Below are 15,849 nucleotides of genomic sequence, written 5' to 3'. Positions count from 1 at the left end.
GCGCGTGGTAGCAACGTGACGAAGATATGTCCATCGCCGTACGTCCGGCGGTCATGCCGGAAGCGTGATGCCGGGCTGCGTGGAGCGGAGGCCTCGCCACTCCGCCCAGCCCGGAGGATCTCAGCGCGCCGCGCGCAGGGTCTCTGGCGGCGCCTTGCCGGGCTCGGCCTGAGCGGCGGCCGGCTGGGCCGGCGCGGTGGCGTTGCGCAGCACGTCGCGGATGCCGTTCGCCGCCTGCTCGGCGGCCACATAGGCGACGTCGCCCCAGAGGCCGTTCAGCGAGCCGCGCGGCACCTCGTTGAGCTGCACCACGCGGCCGAGCTCGTAGCCATCCCGCCGCGAGACGATCCATTGCAGTTCGATGCGCTGCTTGTTGCCCGCCACCGGCACCGCGTTCACCACGCCCTGCACCGCATAGGTCGCGCCCTCCGCCGTATCCTGCGGCAGGTAGCCGAGCTGGGTCAGGAAGTCGCCCATGCGGTCGTTCAGGCTCTTGTTCCCGTCGCCCGGCGCGCCCTTCACGCCGGCCAGCCGGATGCGCAGCGGCCCTTCGCCGGCCAGCGCCTTCGGGTCGCTGGCCTTGCGGCTGGCCTCCACGCGGCCGAGCAGCGCGGCGATGGCGGGAGCGTCGCGGCTGGCCACCTCCTTGAACAGCGCCGGGTCCTCCAGCCCCCAGCCTTGCAGCGGCACCGGCTTTCCGGTGGCGGCGCCGAGGGATGCGCCGTCGGCGTCGCGCAACTCGTAATGCGGCACCACCGTCGCGCCCTGCCGCTCCACCCTGACGGCGAGCGGCCAGTCCAGCGGGTTGGATTCGGCGGCGGCGGCGGGCACCTCGGCCGCCCGCAGCGCCTCTGCGAGGGAGTCGGCGAAGGCGGTGGCCCCGGCGTTGCTCAGCAGCGCCTGCCCGGGCGGCGGCACGGCGATACGGTAGGCTGGCGGCAGCACCAGCCGCGGCGCGTCGCCGCCGGGATGGCCGGCATAGGGGCGGATGTCGCCGCAGGCGGCGGCCAGCAGCAGGAGCAGCGCCGGGAGGAGCCGGCGCAGACGGTCAGAGCATCGCAAAGCAGGACACCAGCATGGTCAGCACCATGAAAAGGAGGAACATGATCAAGTAGGGCATCGGATCTGCCCCTCGATCAGCCCGGCAGGGCGATGGCGGAGAGCTGGTGGCCGATCGGCCCTTCGCCCGCAAGGGTCCGTCGCCGGTGGCTGAAGAAGCTGCCGGCATCGGCGAAGGTGTCGGCGGCGAGCACCGCCACGGTGCCGGCGCCTGCGGCCACCATCCGCGCGGCGCAGTAGCCCGGCAGGTCGAACTGCCAGTGGCCCGGCCGCCGCCCCTCGATGAAGAAGCGCTCGCTGGCCGGATTCTGCGCGAGCACCGCTTCCCGCAGGTCCATTCCCACCTCGTAGGAGCTCTGGCGGATGCAGGGGCCGACCACGGCCGCGATGTCACCGCGGCGGGCGCCGAGCCGCTCCATGGCCGCCAGCGTCTCCTCCAGGATGCCGGCCACGGCGCCGCGCCAGCCGGCATGGGCGGCGGCCACCACGCCGGCCTTCTGGTCGGCGAACAGCACCGGCCCGCAGTCGGCGGTGACGACGCCCAGCGCCAGGCCGGGCCGGTTGGTGACCAGCGCATCCGCCTCCGGGCGGGCGTCGCTGGGGATCGGGGCCGTCACCTCGGCCACGGCGATGCCGTGCACCTGGTAGGCGCTGGACAAGGCGCCGGCCGGCAGGCCAAGCGCCGCCATGGCGAGCGCGCGGTTGGCCGCCACCGCCTCGGGCTCGTCCTGCCCGGAGAGCGAGCAGTTGAGCGTGGCGAAGCCGCCCTTGGACACCCCGCCGCGCCGGGTGAAGAAGCCGTGCGGCAGGCCGGACAGCGGGGTGGCGGTGAGGAATTCGGCGGTCATGCGCTTTCGAAACCGGGTAAAGAGGGCAGGGCAGGGTGGCAAAGCGCCAGGGCCTTGAACAGACGGCCCATGCCTTCCGGCGCGATCAGCCGCTGGGCGGCGGAAAGCTGGTGCCCGGCCTGGGCCGGAGCGGCACGGGCCAGCATGGCGGCGCGCGTCACCAGCCCGAGTGACTGCAGGAACAATCCCTGTGGCACCGGACCCCGGGCGGCGGCTCCGGCGGCACGGCCGGCCTCGGCCATTGCCTGGAAGTCCACATGGGCGGTGATGTCGGCGCTGCCGGGCTCCGCCAGGGGGTCGGCGGCACGGTGTGCCGAGAGCGCCTGCAGGCTTTCGCCGAACCCGCTTCGCGCCGGGCCGTAGTCGATGAACAGCGCCGCGCCGCCCTGCGCCGCCAGCCGCGCGCCCAACGCGGAGGCAAGGGCGCGGGCCGGCTCGCAGACCTCCTGCACCGCGCCCTCCGGTGCCTCCGCGGGGAGCGCCGGGGGCGACTCGGGGGCAGCCTCGACAAAGGCGCCGTCCTGCACGAAGCGCTCGCGCCAGCTTCCGCCATGGCGGACGAACTGGCGGATCGGCAGGGCGTCGAGAAACTCATTGGCCAGGATCAGCGCCGGGCCAGGCGGCAGCGTCCCGGCGCTGTGGTGCCAGGTGGGGTCGGCGCCGGGGAGGGCGGCAGCCTGGGCGGCGCGCAGTCCGGGGCTCTGCTCCACCAGATGGAGGCGGATCGCGGCGCGGAAGGCCGGCATCACTCCGCCAACGGCGCGCAGCGCGTCGGCCATCAGCGTGCCACGGCCGGGGCCAAGCTCAACCAGCAGCACCGGGTCGGGGCGGCCCATCTGTTGCCACGCCACCGCCGTCCAAAGGCCCAGGCACTCGCCGAACGCCTGGCTGATCTCGGGCGAGGTGATGAAGTCGCCCTTGGCCCCGAAGGGGTCGCGCGCGGCATAGTAGGCCGCCGCCGCGCGGGCCATGAAGCGGTCGAGCCGCTCGGGCGCGTTCACGCCGCGACCGGCCGCTGCACCGGCTCGGGCCGGGCCGCCAGCATCAGCGCGGCGCCAGCCAGGATCATCGGCACCGAAAGGATCTGCCCCATGGTGGCGCCGCCCCAGAGAAAGCCGAGCTGCGCGTCGGGCTGGCGGAAAAGCTCGCCGATGATGCGCGCCACCCCATAGCCGGCCAGGAAGGCGCCGGCGGTGAAGCCCTTGCGCGCCCTGAGCGCCGGGATGCGGACGATCACCTGCAGCAGCACGAAGAGGCAGATGCCCTCCATGAAGGCCTGGTAGAGCTGGCTGGGGTGGCGTGGCTCCGGCCCGGCATGCGGGAAGACCATGGCCCAGGGCACGTCGGTGACGCGGCCCCAGAGTTCGCCATTGATGAAGTTGGCGAGACGGCCGAAGAACAGGCCGATCGGCGTCACCGCCGTCAGCCGGTCCCCGAAGCGGCGGATGTCGAGCCCGCGGCTGCGGCAGAACAGGATGATGGCGAGGATCACCCCGGTGGCCCCGCCATGGAAGGACATGCCGCCACGCCAGAGGTAGAGCGCCTCCCAGGGGGCGGAGAGGTAGTGGTCCGGCTGGTAGAACAGCACATAGCCAAGCCGTCCGCCGAGGATCACGCCCAGCACCGCCCAGGTGACGAAGTCGTCCACCTGCTCGGCGCTGGCGGCGACCGGCGGCAGCGCGGCAAGCCGCCGCATCAGCCGCCAGCCGAGCAGGATGCCCGCGATATAGGCCAGCGCGTACCAGCGGATGGCGAAAGGCCCGAGCTCGATGAGCACCGGGTCGATCGCGGGAAAGGGGATGGCGAAAAGCATCCGGCCGCTCAGCGATACGGGTCGGGCTGGGTCAGGAAGTCCTGCACGTAGCGGCGCACGCCGTCCTCCAGGCTGGTTGCGGTGCCGGTGAAGCCGGCGGCGCGCAGGCGATCCATCTGCGCCTCGGTGAAGTACTGGTACTTGCCGACGAGATCGACCGGCATGTCCACGAAGGCGATCTCGGGCGGCTTGTCCAGCGCGGCGTAGATGGCGCGCGTCAGGTCCAGGAAGGACCGCGCGGTGCCGGTGCCGACGTTGAACAGGCCCGAGGCCCGCGGGTTGTCCAGCAGCCACAGCACCACGGCCACGCAGTCGTCCACGTGCACGAAGTCGCGCAGCTGCTCGCCATCGGCGATGCCCTCGCGGTCCGCACGGAACAGCGTGGCCGGGGCGCCGGTCATGATCTGGCGGAACTTGTGCAGCACCACGCTGGCCATGCGGCCCTTGTGGTACTCATTCGGCCCGTAGACGTTGAAGAACTTCAGCCCCGCCCATTGCGGCGGCGCCGGATTGCCGCGCGCCAGCAGGTCGGTGACGCGGCGGTCCGTCGCGTGCTTCGACCAGCCGTAAAGGTTCAGCGGCCGCAGGCGGGCGAGGTAGTCCGGCGCGGCGTCGTCCTCGAAGCCCTCGGTGCCGTCGCCGAAAGTGGCGGCGGAGGAGGCGTAGACCAGCCGCACCCCGTTCTCGGCGCACCAGCTCCAGAGCTGCAGGGTGAGGGAAAGGTTGTTCTCCACCACCAGGTCGCCGTCGCGCACCGTGGTGTCGCTGATGGCGCCCATGTGGATGATCGCCTCCGGCCGAGGCGATTCGGCCAGCCAGGACCAGAGCCGGTCCGGCGGCAGGATGCCGGCGATGCCGTGATGCGCCAGGTTGCGCCACTTCTCGCGCCCGGGGTCGCCGGCGCGCAGCCGGTCGCAGACCAGCACTTCGGAGCCCCGCTCGCAGAGCGCCGCGACGATGTTGGAGCCGATGAAACCGGCCCCGCCCGTGACCAGATACATGCAACAAGCCTTCCGCGAAGGTGAAAGCGGGAGGAGGGGTCGCCCCGCCGGGCGCGCCGGGTATAGGCGCCGGGCGGCGGGGCGGGCAAGTTGGGCGCGAGCTTCGGCGAACACGCCGCATAAGGAGATTGAGCAGATGGATACCGGTTCCGAGAGCGGCCCTGGCCGCCGCGGCCGCTTCTTCGACGACCTGGCCGGCATGGCCGGAGGGGCCTTCTCGGTGATGGCCGGGCTGCGCTCCGAGATGGAGGCCATGGCGAAGTCGCAGGTCGAGACGATCGTGCAGCGCCTGGAACTGGTGCGGCGCGAGGATCTCGACGCGGCGCTGGAGGTGGCCCGCCGCGCCCGCGAGGAAAGCGCGGCGCTGGCCGAGCGGGTGGCACAGCTGGAGGCGAAGCTCGCGGCCCGCACGCCGGGCGAGGCGCCCAAGCCCGGTCCGCTGCCGGAGCAGGATATCGGCTGACCCGCCGCCGGCGGGCATGGGAAAGGCCGGGGGGAGAAGCATCCCCCGGCCTTTCCATTTCCGGTGATCAGTAGCGGTAGTGGTAGGGCACCGGCCGCGGCCGGTAGTAACGGGGCGGCGGCGGCGGGTAATAGACCCGCGGCGGCGGCCGGTAGAACCGCGGCGGCGGCCCGTAGCCATGGCCGTAGCCATAGCCGTAGTGCCGTGGCGGGGGCTGATGCCAGCGCGGCGGCGGAGGTCCTGGGCGCCAGTAGTCATGCACCAGTACGACCTCATCCGCCCGGGCGGTCTCCGGTGCCGCGGTCATGCCCAGCGCGAGGCCGGCGGCAGCGGCGGCGGCGAGGGCCAGTTCACGCAAGCGGCGCATGGTGCGGTTCCTCCTCAACATGCTCAGGAAGAGAGCCCTGTGGTGAGGCAGAACGGTGGCGCCACCCGGGCGGCACCATGGCCGCCCGTCACGAAAGCGTGTGCCTCTCAGCCCTTTCCGAAGACGCGGGCGAAAATGGTGTCCACATGGCGGAAGTCGCGCTGCGGGTCGATCGCGCTGTCCAGCGCGGCGGCGTCGAGCTGGCCGGCCACTTCCTCGTCGGCCAGCAGGTTGTCGCGGAAGGACTTGCCGTCCGGGCTGCCCAGGTTGCTCCAGGTGGCCATGGCGGCGCGCTGCACGGCGCGGTAGGCGCCCTCGCGCGAGAGCCCGGCCTGGGTGAGCGCCAGCAGCACCTTCTGGCTGTGCACCACCCCGCCCAGGCTCTCCAGGTTGGCCTCCATGCGGGCCGGATAGATGGTCAGCTTGTCCATCATGCCGGTGAGGCGGGAAAGGGCGAAGTCCAGCGCGATGGTGGCGTCAGGGCCGATCACCCGCTCCACCGAGGAGTGGCTGATATCCCGCTCGTGCCACAGCGCCACGTTTTCCAGCGCCGGCACGGCATAGCCGCGCACCAGGCGGGCGATGCCGGTGAGGTTCTCGGACAGCACGGGGTTGCGCTTGTGCGGCATGGCCGAGGACCCCTTCTGGCCGGGGTGGAAATACTCCTCCGCCTCGCGCACCTCGCTGCGCTGCAGGTGCCGCACCTCGGTGGCCAGCCGCTCGATGCCCGAGGCGACCACGGCGAGGGCGCAGAAGAAGGCCGCGTGGCGGTCGCGCGGGATCACCTGCGTCGACACCGGCTCGACCTTCAGGCCGAGCTTCTCGGCGACGAAGGCCTCCACGCGCGGATCCACGGCGGCGAAGGTGCCGACCGCGCCCGAGATCGCGCAGGTTGCGATTTCTTCACGTGCGGCGACCAGGCGCGCGCGATTCCGGGTGAATTCGGCGTAATGACCGGCCAGCTTCAGCCCGAAGGTGGTCGGCTCGGCGTGGATGCCGTGGCTGCGGCCGATGGTCGGCGTGTACTTGTGCTCCTCGGCGCGGCGCTGCAGCACCGCGAGCAGCCTGTCCATGTCCTCAAGCAGCAGGTCCGCGGCACGGGCCATCTGCACGGAAAGGCAGGTGTCCAGCACGTCGGAGCTGGTCAGCCCCTGGTGCATGAATCGGGCGCTGTCGCCGATGCCCTCGGCCATCCAGGTCAGAAAGGCGATGACGTCGTGCCGCGTCTCGCGCTCGATGGCGTCGATCCGCTCCAGGTCCGCCGCCGAGATGCCGGCGGCACGCGGCTCGCCCTTCTGCCGGATGATGGCCGCATCCTCGGCGGGAATAGTGCCGAGCTGCCCCATCGCCTCGGCGGCCAGCGCCTCGATCTCGAACCAGATGCGATAGCGGGCCTCGGGCGACCAGATGGCGGCCATTTCGGGGCGGCTGTAGCGCGGAACCATGTGCGTTTTCCTGCGTGAGGCGAGAGGCCGGCACGCGGACGGCCCGGAAAGGGCGGGGAATGACCATCTTCCCCCGCCGCGTCAACCATCTGGAGAAGGCAAACGGGCTCGTCAACCAACATGACTGTTGTGCAATGTTGGCGCTGGCCTTAAGCGCCCTTGTACCGAACGGGAACGGGAAACAGGTTCATGGATTTGGCTGCCCTCATGCCGGAACTGATCGCACTTGGTCAGGTCCTGCTGATCGACCTGGTGCTGGCGGGCGACAACGCGATCGTGGTCGGCATGGCCGCGGCTGGCCTGGCGCCCGAGCAGCGGCGCAAGGCGATCTTCTGGGGCATCGCCGCCGCCACGCTGATGCGCATCGGCTTCGCCGCCATCACCACCCAGCTGCTGGCCATCGTCGGCCTGACGCTGGCGGGCGGCATCCTGCTGCTCTGGGTCTGCTACAAGATGTACCGCGAGCTGCGGCACAGCGACGTGTCAGCGGTGCAGGACGCCGAGGCGCAGGCCCTGGAGGGTGCCCGCGGCACCGGCGAGCGCAAGACGCTGCGCGGCGCCATCATCCAGATCCTGGTCGCGGACGTCTCGATGAGCCTCGACAATGTGCTGGCGGTGGCCGGCGCGGCGAAGGAGCATCTTTGGGTGCTGGTGGTCGGACTGGGCATCTCGGTGGTGCTGATGGGCGTGGCCGCCACCTTCATCGCCCGGTTGCTGGAGCGGTACCGCTGGATCGCCTGGATCGGCCTGCTGGTGATCCTCTACGTGGCGGTGGACATGATCTGGACCGGCAGCGGGGAAGTGCTGCCCTACATCAACGGAACCTCCAGCGGCGGCTGAGCACCGCTTTTCCAGGGCGGGAAATGCGGCCCCGGGCCGCCTTCCGGAAGGGGGCGGCCCGATTCGCGTGAATTTCCTGTCATCCCATCTTGCGAGGGCGGCGACGCCGCACCTGTCCGCCGCTTCACCCGGCCCGTGCCGTCCACTAGCGTGCCGCCGGCTTCGGGACCGGTCTGGCGGTCCCGGCCGGTCTGGAGAAAACGGGTTACATGGAAACGCTGACCAGCATGTTGCCGGCCCTGGCCGAGATCATGTGGCTGAACATCATCCTCTCGGGCGACAATGCGGTGGTCATCGGCCTGGCGGCCGCGGGGCTGCCGCCGCATCAGCGCGGCCGGGCGGTACTCTTCGGCGTTGCCGCAGCGGCGGTGCTGCGCATCGTCTTCTCGATCTTCGCCACCTACCTGCTGGCGCTCTGGTGGATCGACCTCGTGGGCGGCCTTGCGCTGCTCTACATCGCCTGGACCTTCTATCGCGAACTGCGGCACGGCGGCGAGGAAGCAGATCAGGATCACGCGGGGGGCCAGGAGAAGTCGCTTGCGCAGGCGCTCTGGCAGATCATCCTCGCCGACGTCTCGATGAGCCTGGACAACGTGCTGGCGGTCGCCGCGGTGGCGCGCGCCAACCTGCCGCTGCTGATCGTCGGCCTCGCCATCTCGATCGTGATGATGGGCCTGCTGGGCGGACTGCTCGCCAAGCTACTGGATCGCTTCAAGATCATTGCCTATGTCGGCGTGGCGCTGATTGTCTATATCGGTCTGGAGCTGCTGTGGGAGGGCGTGGTGATGGCGAATGCGGCACTTGGTCTGGGCCTGGGCCTGCCGGGGGCGGCGCATTGAAGGCTGCCGCCCGCTGGCCGGCCCTGCTGGCGCTGGGCGGCCTGCTTGCCGCCTGCGCCGCCCAGCCGCCCGGGAGTGATGCGGACGCCGCCGCCCGGCCGAACCTGGATGGGACGCTGGCGCGGCTGCCGGACTATGTTGTGGGCTTCAGCCGCGGCATGACCACCGACATGGAGGCGAGCCAGCCCGGGCAGGGCAGGGCGGTGGACTATGCCACCCCCGCCCATCCCGGCGTGGCGGCGCGCGCCGCCATCGCTTCGGTAATGGTCTATGACCAGGGCCTGCCGCCGCTGCCGGCCTCGACGCCGGACTCCGTGGTGACCGCCAAGCTCGACGAGGGCGTGCAGGAGGCGCTGGCCCCCGCGCCGGGGCGGTATCTGGCGGAAAGCGGCCGCCATGCCATGGCGATGGCGGGCGGCGGGCCGCTGCAATGCGCCGAGCTGCAGGGCACCTATGGCCGCACCGCGATGTGGCAGCAGGTTTGCGTCGGCGTGGCCGCCGGGCGGTTCCTCAAGGTGTTCGTCGCGGTTCCGACCCGGCAGAAGGACCTGCTGGGCCTGGATGCCGACGGCTTCACGCGGGCTGTTGCGCAGGCCGTGCGCGGCGTGCCGGAAGGCTCCGTGCCGCAACCCTGAGCGGCACCCTCCCCCTGAGCGGCACCCATGCACGGGGGAGGCTTCCCCCGTTTTCCTCCACGTCTCCGGAACGTCCGGGCTGCGATGCGGTCGCGCTCAGCGCTGCCGCGGCCAGTCCAGCTTCGGCTCGGCGCGGGACGGCCGGCTGGTCCCGGTCGGCCAGGCGGGGGGCGGCGGCACCGGAGGCGTGACGCGGGGCGGCTCCCGCTCAGGCAAGGGCCGCTGGGCCAGCGCGGGCGGTTCCGCCCAGGCCTCGGTGGCGGCGATCGGCCGCCGCGCCATGGCAGGGTCCTCCAGGCGCAAGGCCAGCGCGCGCAGTTCACCCTGGATCTCGTCGAGCTGCACTTCCAGCGCCTCCAGCCGGGCCTTCACGCCGAAAACGCTGAAGGGCATCAGCAGGAAGGCGGCGGCGCAGAGCAGGCCGAGCAGAAGGAGCAGCAGGCCGGTCCACTCCGGCATGCCCGGAATGGCCAGCGAGGTGACGAGGCCACGCAACCCTTCCATCGCCTCAGCCGCCCGTCACGCTCATGTGGCGCCCGACCGCCGGCCGGTTGTGGCGGCGGTCGATGACGAAGTCATGGCCCTTGGGCTTGCGGGCGATGGCGGCCTCGATGGCCGCGCGGAGCCCCTCCTCGTCCACCGAGGGGTCGCGCAGCACGGCGCGCAGGTCGGCGGCGTCTTCCTGGCCCAGGCACATGTAGAGCGTGCCGGTACAGGTCAGGCGCACGCGATTGCAGCTCTCGCAGAAATTGTGCGTCATCGGCGTGATGAAGCCGAGGCGCCGGCCGGTCTCCTTCACCACCATGTAGCGGGCGGGGCCGCCGGTGGCGTAGTCGGTTTCCTCCAGCGTCCAGGTCTCGCGCAGGCGGCGGCGCACCAGGGAGAGGGGAAGGTACTGGTCGGTGCGGTCCTCGCTGATCTCGCCGAGCGGCATGGTCTCGATCAGCGTCAGGTCGAAGCCGTGCTCGCCGCACCAAGCGATCAGCCGGTCGTACTCGTCCTCGTTGACGCCCTTCATGGCCACGGCGTTGATCTTGACCGCCAGGCCGGCGGCCTTGGCGGCGAAGATGCCGTCCAGCGTCTTCTCGATGTCGCCCCAACGGGTCAGCGCCTTGAAGCGTCCGGGGTCGAGCGAGTCGAGCGAGACGTTGATGCGCCTGACGCCGGCGGCATAAAGCCCCTCGGCATGCTTGGTGAGCTGGGTGCCGTTGGTGGTGAGGGTCAGCTCCCTGAGGCCGCCCCCCTGTTTCCCCTGGGCACCGATGCGCTCGCCCAGGCTGCGCACCAGGCGCATCACGTCGCGCCGCACCAATGGCTCGCCGCCGGTGAGGCGGATGCGCTCCACGCCAAGGCCGATGAAGGCGCCGCAGAGGCGGTCCAGCTCTTCCAGCGTCAGGATCTGCGCCTTCGGCAGGAACGTCATGTCCTCCGCCATGCAGTAGACGCAGCGGAGATCGCACCGGTCGGTGACGGAGACACGAAGATAGCTGATCCGTCGGCCGAACGGATCGATCATGCGGTCAACTCCCGCGGCAGGATGTGAAACAGGATCACCGCACCATTTGGGCCGCGCCACCCTGCCGGCGCAAGCCCCTTGCCTCAGCCAAGCAGCGCAAAACCTCCGGCGGCCATCAGCGCCATCAGCGCCAGCCGCTTGTACCAGCGCACGGGCACCACATGGAACATCCGCGCGCCCACCGGCACGCTGAGCAGCAGCAGCGGCAGCATCAGGCCCGTCATCATCAGTACCGGCGGGCCGACCAGCCCGCCCCAGACCGGAGGAATGACGGCCACGATGCCGATCAGGCCGAAATAAAGGATCAGGTTGGCGCGGTGCTGCGCCGCCGCCTCGGGGCCGGACAGCAGATAGAGGATGACCGGCGGGCCGGACATGCCGGTGGCGCCCTTCAGCAGGCCCGAGAGCAGGCCGACCAGCAGGTTCAGCCCCAGCGGCCGGCCGCCATGGTAGCGCCAGCCCGACATCATCAGCAGCCCCATGACCACCACGCAGACGCCGATGGCACGACGGAGCACCGAACCGTCGGCGAAGAACAGCACGTAGGCGCCGACCGGGGTGGCGAGCGCCGCGGCGCCGCCGATCGAGAGAATGACGCGGCGGTTGGCCTGGCCGATCGCGCGCGGGATCAGGTAGGCCGAGACGAACAGCTCCATCAGCAGGAGCACCGGCACCCCCGTGCGGGGGCCCCACAGCGTGGAATAGACCGGCGCCAGCAGGATGGCGGTGCCGAAGCCCGCATAGCCGCGCAGCAGTCCGGCCAGGATGGTGGAGAGCACGGCAACCGGCAGCTCCCAGCCTCCCAGCAGGGCGAGGCTGCCCTGCCAGGCCTGCAGCAAGGTGCTCAACGCGGGTCATCCACGATGTCGAGCGCCACCTGCGCGGCGTTGATCAGCAGCTTGCCGGCATGTTCGAAGTTGACGGTGACACGGTTGCCGATCACCGACTGGACCTGGCCGGTGCCCCAGTCCGGGCGGTCGGGGTGGCGGACATGCATGCCGGGTTCGAGCGGTGTGAGCATGGCGCAAACTGAGGCCGCCCGCGGCGCTACGCCAGAGGCAAAGGTGTTCACGGAAAGGTGAAAATTAGCATAATATCAAGCTGCCCCGCGCTATGCCGCCCGGGCAGCAACGGGAGAGCCGCATGGAAACCGACGCCAGCCTCGCGCAGGATCTTTGTGCCCGGCTCTGTCATGACCTCGTAGGCCCGCTGGGCACGGTCGCGGGCGCGCTCGACATGCTCGCCGACGACCCGGAGGCGGCGGAACTGGCAAGGGATGCGGCGGCGGAGATCCGGCGCCGATTGAAGTTCTGGCGCGTCGCCTGCGGTGGTGGCACCGGCCCGATCGCCGGGTCCGAAGTTCTGGCGCTGAGCGAGGGACTCGTGGCGGGCGGCCGGGCGCGCCTGGAGCTTGTCGGGCTGGCAGCGGAGGAAGTCTTTCCGCCGACACTGGCGCAGATGGTGCTGCTCGCCATCACGCTGACGGGCGAAGCCCTGCCGCGCGGGGGGGTGGTCCGGCTGGAGCGGAGCGGAGAGGCGCTGGTGCTCTCGGCGGAGGGAAGGATTGTCGCCTGGCCCGCCGGCCTGGCCACCGCGCTGGAAGGCGGGACCGGTGGGGGCCCGCGCGAGGCCATGGCGGCCCTGCTGCTGCGGCTGGCCGGCGAGGCGGGCTGGAGCGTGGCGCCTGCGGCGCCCGGACTGCCCGCGGGGCTGCGGCTTTCGCCGCCGGTGCGGGGCTGAGGCACCGGCAGGGACGAATCCGGCACAAGCTTTTACAAATTGTTCGCGGTCGGCCGCACAGGGTGAGGCAAATCCAGCCCGCCGGGGACCGCGATGGACGACCTTCTCGCCGACTTTCTGACCGAAACCAATGAGGGGCTGGCAGCGCTGGATGGTGCGCTGCTGAAGCTCGAAAAGGCGCCGGACGACCGCCAGACGCTTTCGGAAATCTTCCGCAACGTCCACACGATCAAGGGCACCTGCGGGTTCCTGGGCCTGTCCCGCCTGGAAAAGGTGGCGCACGCGGCCGAGAACGTGCTGGGCAAGTATCGCGAGGGATCGCTGAAGGTGACGCCGGAAGGCATCACGCTGATCCTGTCGGCGCTCGATTGCCTGAAGAGCATCGTCGCCGGGCTGGAGTCCACCGGAAGCGAACCGGTCGGCGATGACGCCCCGCTGATCGCCGCGCTGGATGCCGCCTGGCGCGGCGAGGTGCCGGTGGCCCCTTCCACCGCCCCGCGTGCTGCGCTGGCCGAGCCGGCGCCGATGGTGCCGGAGCCGGCGACGGCTGAGCCGGACCTTGCGGCCGCGGAAGCCCTGTTCGAGACGCATGTCGCGCCCGTGCCCGTGCCCGCGCCCGTGCCCGCGCCCGTGCCGGCGCCCGCCGCGAAGGCGGAGGCCGAACCCGAGGCGGCCGCCCCGGCGCCCGCCGCGCCCGCCGCCGGGCAGGGCGGTGCCGCGGCCGCGCCGCCGCAGACGATCCGCGTCTCCGTGGACGTGCTGGAAGACCTGATGACGCTGGTCAGCGAACTGGTGCTGACCCGCAACCAGCTCCTCCAGCTCGTCCGCGCCCGCAGCGATTCGGCGCTGACGGTGCCGTTGCAGCGCCTCTCGCACATCACCTCCGAGTTGCAGGAGGGAGTGATGAAGACCCGCATGCAGCCGATCGGCAACGCCTGGCAGAAGCTGCCGCGGATCGTGCGAGACCTCGCCAATGAGCTCGGCAAGAAGATCGAGCTGGTGATGAAGGGCGCCGAGACCGAGCTGGACCGGCAGGTGCTTGAACTGATCAAGGACCCGCTGACGCACATGGTGCGCAACAGCGGCGACCACGGGCTGGAGACGCCCGAGCAGCGTCGCGCCGCCGGCAAGCCCGAGATCGGCCGCGTCATGCTGAACGCCTATCACGAGGGCGGCCACATCATCATCGAGATCGGCGACGACGGGCGCGGCCTCTCGGTGGAGAAGATCAAGGCGAAGGTGCTGTCGCAGGGGCTTACCACCGAGGCCGAGCTGGCCGGGATGAGCGAACGCGAGATCCAGCACTTCATCTTCCGCGCCGGCTTCTCCACCGCTGCCGCCATCACCTCCGTTTCCGGCCGCGGAGTCGGCATGGACGTGGTGAAGACCAATGTGGAGAAGATCGGCGGCACCATCGAGCTGCGCTCGGTGGAGGGGAAGGGAACCACCTTCTTCATCAAGATCCCGCTGACGCTGGCGATCGTCTCGGCGCTGATCGTCGAGGCGGGCGGCGAGCGCTTCGCCATCCCGCAGATCGGCGTGGTGGAGCTGGTGCGCGCGAGCGGCAACGCCGAGGGCGCGCAGATCGAGCGCATCCATGACACGCCGGTGATGCGCCTGCGCGAGCGGCTGCTGCCGCTGGTCTCCCTTTCCCGGCTGTTGCAGCTCGAAGGCAGCGCGGCCGAGCCGGAGAAGGACGAGGGCTTCGTCGTCGTCACCCAGGTGGGCGCCAACGTCTTCGGCATCATCGTGGACAAGGTGTTCGACACCGAGGAGATCGTGGTGAAGCCGGTGGCGCCGATCCTGCGCCATGTGACGATGTTCAGCGGCAACACCATCCTGGGCGACGGCAGCGTCATCATGATCCTCGACCCGAACGGGATCGCCCGCGCCACCGGCGTCGGCGCCGACGGGCCTGCCGAGGAGCTCGCGCAGGCCGCCGCCGGGCTGCGCGGCACGCGCTCCTCCGAGCGCACCGCGCTGCTGCTGTTCCGCGCCGGCGACGACACACCCAAGGCCGTGCCGCTTGGCCTGGTCGCGCGGCTGGAAGACCTGCCGGTGGAGAGCATCGAGCATTCCGGCGGCAAGACGCTGGTGCAGTACCGCGGCAAGCTGATGCCGCTGGTCTCGATGTCCGGCGGCTGGGTACCGCCGGAGCCGGGCCGGCGCCAGGCCGTGCTGGTGTTCAACGACCGCGACCGCGCGATGGGGCTGATGGTGGACGCCATCCTCGACGTGGTCGAGGAGCACATGAACATCGAGGGTGCTTCCGAGCAGCCGGGCTTCCTCGGCAGCGCGGTCATCTGCGGCAAGGTGACGGACATCATCGACTGCGCCTGGTGGCTGCATCAGGCCGGCGACGACTGGTTCCGCCAGACCGGTGCGGCGGTGGCCCCCCGGCGGCTGCTGCTGGTGGAGGACAGCGCCTTCTTCCGCCACCTCCTGGTGCCCGGCCTGACGGCGGCCGGCTACGAGGTCACCGCCGTGGACAGCGGCGCCCAGGCGCTGCAACTGCGCGAGCAGGGCACAGTGTTCGACATCATCGTTTCCGACATCGAGATGCCGGACCTCGACGGCCTCGGCCTCGCGCGCGCGGTGCGCGAAAGCGGGCCATGGCAGGAGCTGCCGCTGGTGGCGCTGAGCGGCCGTGTGGATGGCGAGCGGATGCGGCTCGCCAGAGAGGCGGGATTCACCACTTACGTCGGAAAATCGGACCGTGAAGCGCTGCTCGCCTCGCTGCGCGAGTGCCTTGCCGCGCCCGGCATCGCCTGAGGAGCAAGAATGATGGAAACCGAGATGCGGGCAGCCGCCAAGGCCCGGAGCAGCGCGGCCGTGATGACCGACAGTGCGGCGGAGATGTTCCTGACGCTCACCGTGGCCGGCCAGCTCTGCGGCGTGCCCGTGCTGGCCGTGCGGGACATCCTGACCGCGCAGGCCATCACGCGCGTGCCGCTGGCGCCGCGCGAGGTGGCGGGCAGCCTGAACCTGCGCGGCCGGATCGTCACCGCGATCGACCTGCGTCGCCGCCTCGGCCTGCCGCCGCGGGCGGCCGGCGCGCCGGTGCCGATGAGCGTGGTGGTGGAGCAGGGGGGCGAACTCTACAGCCTGCTCTCGGACAGCGTGGGCGAAGTGCTGCCGCTGCGCGCCAGCGGCTTCGCCGGCAATCCGCCGACGCTCGATCCGGTGTGGCGGGAAGTCTCGCGTGCCGTGCACCGGCAGGACGACCGGCTGCTGATCGTGCTGGACGTGGACCGCATCCTGGCGATCGGCTGAGGGAGAGGGT

The 15,849-nt window shown here is 71.0% G+C and carries 18 protein-coding genes; 7 read left to right on the top strand and 11 right to left on the bottom strand.

The features are described from left to right. Window positions 1-120: 120 nt before the first annotated feature. The 5 genes from E0493_RS03160 to rfaD all read right to left on the bottom strand — a co-directional run bounded on the left by E0493_RS03160 (window position 121) and on the right by rfaD (window position 4,721). Window positions 121-1,062, bottom strand: a complete 942-nt coding sequence (locus tag E0493_RS03160) for a hypothetical protein (RefSeq protein ID WP_160935458.1) — start codon at window positions 1,060-1,062, stop codon at window positions 121-123. 74 nt (window positions 1,063-1,136) lie between these two features. After that, window positions 1,137-1,907 (bottom strand): peptidoglycan editing factor PgeF, encoded by a 771-nt coding sequence (gene pgeF, locus E0493_RS03155; RefSeq protein WP_160935457.1) that lies wholly within the window; start codon window positions 1,905-1,907, stop codon window positions 1,137-1,139. Further along, window positions 1,904-2,908 (bottom strand): class I SAM-dependent methyltransferase, encoded by a 1,005-nt coding sequence (locus E0493_RS03150; protein ID WP_367614447.1) that lies wholly within the window; start codon window positions 2,906-2,908, stop codon window positions 1,904-1,906. The genes pgeF and E0493_RS03150 overlap by 4 nt, the downstream gene beginning before the upstream one ends. Beyond that, on the bottom strand, window positions 2,905-3,720 hold the full coding sequence (gene lgt / locus E0493_RS03145; RefSeq protein WP_160935456.1) for a prolipoprotein diacylglyceryl transferase: 816 nt from the start codon (window positions 3,718-3,720) through the stop codon (window positions 2,905-2,907). The genes E0493_RS03150 and lgt overlap by 4 nt, the downstream gene beginning before the upstream one ends. Window positions 3,721-3,728: 8 nt before the next feature. Continuing rightward, complete coding sequence (gene rfaD, locus E0493_RS03140; protein WP_160935455.1) at window positions 3,729-4,721, bottom strand: ADP-glyceromanno-heptose 6-epimerase; 993 nt, start codon at window positions 4,719-4,721, stop codon at window positions 3,729-3,731. Between the two features lie 136 nt (window positions 4,722-4,857). Between rfaD and E0493_RS03135 the strand changes: the two genes are divergently transcribed. Next, window positions 4,858-5,184, top strand: coding sequence for an accessory factor UbiK family protein (locus E0493_RS03135; RefSeq protein ID WP_160935454.1), 327 nt, complete (start codon window positions 4,858-4,860; stop codon window positions 5,182-5,184). Between the two features lie 67 nt (window positions 5,185-5,251). Here the strand turns inward: E0493_RS03135 and E0493_RS03130 are convergent, their stop codons facing one another. Then, window positions 5,252-5,551, bottom strand: a complete 300-nt coding sequence (locus E0493_RS03130; protein WP_160935453.1) for a hypothetical protein — start codon at window positions 5,549-5,551, stop codon at window positions 5,252-5,254. A 107-nt stretch (window positions 5,552-5,658) separates the two neighbouring features. Beyond that, window positions 5,659-6,996 carry an adenylosuccinate lyase gene (purB, locus tag E0493_RS03125; protein ID WP_160935452.1) on the bottom strand — a complete coding sequence of 446 codons (1,338 nt, stop codon included), beginning with the start codon at window positions 6,994-6,996 and terminating at the stop codon, window positions 5,659-5,661. Window positions 6,997-7,185: 189 nt separating this feature from the next. Here purB and E0493_RS03120 point away from each other — a divergent pair, with 189 nt between their 5' ends. From E0493_RS03120 to E0493_RS03110, 3 genes are all read left to right on the top strand, one after another. Beyond that, window positions 7,186-7,836, top strand: a complete 651-nt coding sequence (locus tag E0493_RS03120; RefSeq protein WP_160935451.1) for a TerC family protein — start codon at window positions 7,186-7,188, stop codon at window positions 7,834-7,836. Between the two features lie 209 nt (window positions 7,837-8,045). Beyond that, window positions 8,046-8,675 (top strand): YjbE family putative metal transport protein, encoded by a 630-nt coding sequence (locus E0493_RS03115; protein ID WP_160935450.1) that lies wholly within the window; start codon window positions 8,046-8,048, stop codon window positions 8,673-8,675. Continuing rightward, complete coding sequence (locus E0493_RS03110) at window positions 8,672-9,310, top strand: hypothetical protein (protein ID WP_160935449.1); 639 nt, start codon at window positions 8,672-8,674, stop codon at window positions 9,308-9,310. Before E0493_RS03115 ends, E0493_RS03110 begins: the two co-directional genes overlap by 4 nt. A 96-nt stretch (window positions 9,311-9,406) precedes the next feature. Here the strand turns inward: E0493_RS03110 and E0493_RS03105 are convergent, their stop codons facing one another. From E0493_RS03105 to E0493_RS03090, 4 genes are all read right to left on the bottom strand, one after another. Then, the gene (locus E0493_RS03105; protein ID WP_160935448.1) at window positions 9,407-9,814 is read right to left on the bottom strand and encodes a hypothetical protein; all 408 of its coding nucleotides are present in this window, start codon (window positions 9,812-9,814) and stop codon (window positions 9,407-9,409) included. A gap of 4 nt (window positions 9,815-9,818) precedes the next feature. Continuing rightward, window positions 9,819-10,826, bottom strand: coding sequence for a GTP 3',8-cyclase MoaA (moaA, locus tag E0493_RS03100; protein WP_160935447.1), 1,008 nt, complete (start codon window positions 10,824-10,826; stop codon window positions 9,819-9,821). An 83-nt stretch (window positions 10,827-10,909) separates the two neighbouring features. Continuing rightward, window positions 10,910-11,674 carry a sulfite exporter TauE/SafE family protein gene (locus E0493_RS03095; RefSeq protein WP_235913553.1) on the bottom strand — a complete coding sequence of 255 codons (765 nt, stop codon included), beginning with the start codon at window positions 11,672-11,674 and terminating at the stop codon, window positions 10,910-10,912. Then, window positions 11,671-11,847 (bottom strand): DUF3553 domain-containing protein, encoded by a 177-nt coding sequence (locus E0493_RS03090; RefSeq protein ID WP_160935446.1) that lies wholly within the window; start codon window positions 11,845-11,847, stop codon window positions 11,671-11,673. Before E0493_RS03090 ends, E0493_RS03095 begins: the two co-directional genes overlap by 4 nt. Window positions 11,848-11,969: 122 nt before the next feature. Here E0493_RS03090 and E0493_RS03085 point away from each other — a divergent pair, with 122 nt between their 5' ends. The 3 genes from E0493_RS03085 (at window position 11,970) to E0493_RS03075 (ending at window position 15,839) form a co-directional block, all read left to right on the top strand. Next, window positions 11,970-12,566: a histidine phosphotransferase family protein gene (locus E0493_RS03085; RefSeq protein ID WP_160935445.1), complete on the top strand. Its 597-nt coding sequence runs from the start codon at window positions 11,970-11,972 to the stop codon at window positions 12,564-12,566. A 93-nt stretch (window positions 12,567-12,659) separates the two neighbouring features. Continuing rightward, complete coding sequence (locus tag E0493_RS03080; RefSeq protein ID WP_160935444.1) at window positions 12,660-15,338, top strand: hybrid sensor histidine kinase/response regulator; 2,679 nt, start codon at window positions 12,660-12,662, stop codon at window positions 15,336-15,338. Window positions 15,339-15,347: 9 nt separating this feature from the next. Then, window positions 15,348-15,839 carry a chemotaxis protein CheW gene (locus E0493_RS03075; RefSeq protein ID WP_456316339.1) on the top strand — a complete coding sequence of 164 codons (492 nt, stop codon included), beginning with the start codon at window positions 15,348-15,350 and terminating at the stop codon, window positions 15,837-15,839. The last annotated feature ends 10 nt before the right edge of the window (window positions 15,840-15,849 follow it).

Source organism: Teichococcus coralli (genome assembly GCF_009829925.1).
Lineage (GTDB): Bacteria > Pseudomonadota > Alphaproteobacteria > Acetobacterales > Acetobacteraceae > Pseudoroseomonas > Pseudoroseomonas coralli.
This window is presented reverse-complemented; position numbering and strand designations above follow the sequence as displayed.

Bases quoted from the DNA above. Each gene is read 5' to 3' on its own strand.
- E0493_RS03105 (WP_160935448.1), bottom strand. From the start codon at position 9,814: ATGGAAGGGTTGCGTGGCCTCGTCACCTCGCTGGCCATTCCGGGCATG.
- E0493_RS03085 (WP_160935445.1), top strand. From the start codon at position 11,970: ATGGAAACCGACGCCAGCCTCGCGCAGGATCTTTGTGCCCGGCTCTGT.
- E0493_RS03120 (WP_160935451.1), top strand. From the start codon at position 7,186: ATGGATTTGGCTGCCCTCATGCCGGAACTGATCGCACTTGGTCAGGTC.
- pgeF (WP_160935457.1), bottom strand. From the start codon at position 1,907: ATGACCGCCGAATTCCTCACCGCCACCCCGCTGTCCGGCCTGCCGCAC.
- purB (WP_160935452.1), bottom strand. From the start codon at position 6,996: ATGGTTCCGCGCTACAGCCGCCCCGAAATGGCCGCCATCTGGTCGCCC.
- E0493_RS03080 (WP_160935444.1), top strand. From the start codon at position 12,660: ATGGACGACCTTCTCGCCGACTTTCTGACCGAAACCAATGAGGGGCTG.
- moaA (WP_160935447.1), bottom strand. From the start codon at position 10,826: ATGATCGATCCGTTCGGCCGACGGATCAGCTATCTTCGTGTCTCCGTC.
- lgt (WP_160935456.1), bottom strand. From the start codon at position 3,720: ATGCTTTTCGCCATCCCCTTTCCCGCGATCGACCCGGTGCTCATCGAG.
- E0493_RS03075 (WP_456316339.1), top strand. From the start codon at position 15,348: ATGATGGAAACCGAGATGCGGGCAGCCGCCAAGGCCCGGAGCAGCGCG.
- E0493_RS03115 (WP_160935450.1), top strand. From the start codon at position 8,046: ATGGAAACGCTGACCAGCATGTTGCCGGCCCTGGCCGAGATCATGTGG.
- E0493_RS03135 (WP_160935454.1), top strand. From the start codon at position 4,858: ATGGATACCGGTTCCGAGAGCGGCCCTGGCCGCCGCGGCCGCTTCTTC.
- E0493_RS03090 (WP_160935446.1), bottom strand. From the start codon at position 11,847: ATGCTCACACCGCTCGAACCCGGCATGCATGTCCGCCACCCCGACCGC.
- rfaD (WP_160935455.1), bottom strand. From the start codon at position 4,721: ATGTATCTGGTCACGGGCGGGGCCGGTTTCATCGGCTCCAACATCGTC.
- E0493_RS03130 (WP_160935453.1), bottom strand. From the start codon at position 5,551: ATGCGCCGCTTGCGTGAACTGGCCCTCGCCGCCGCCGCTGCCGCCGGC.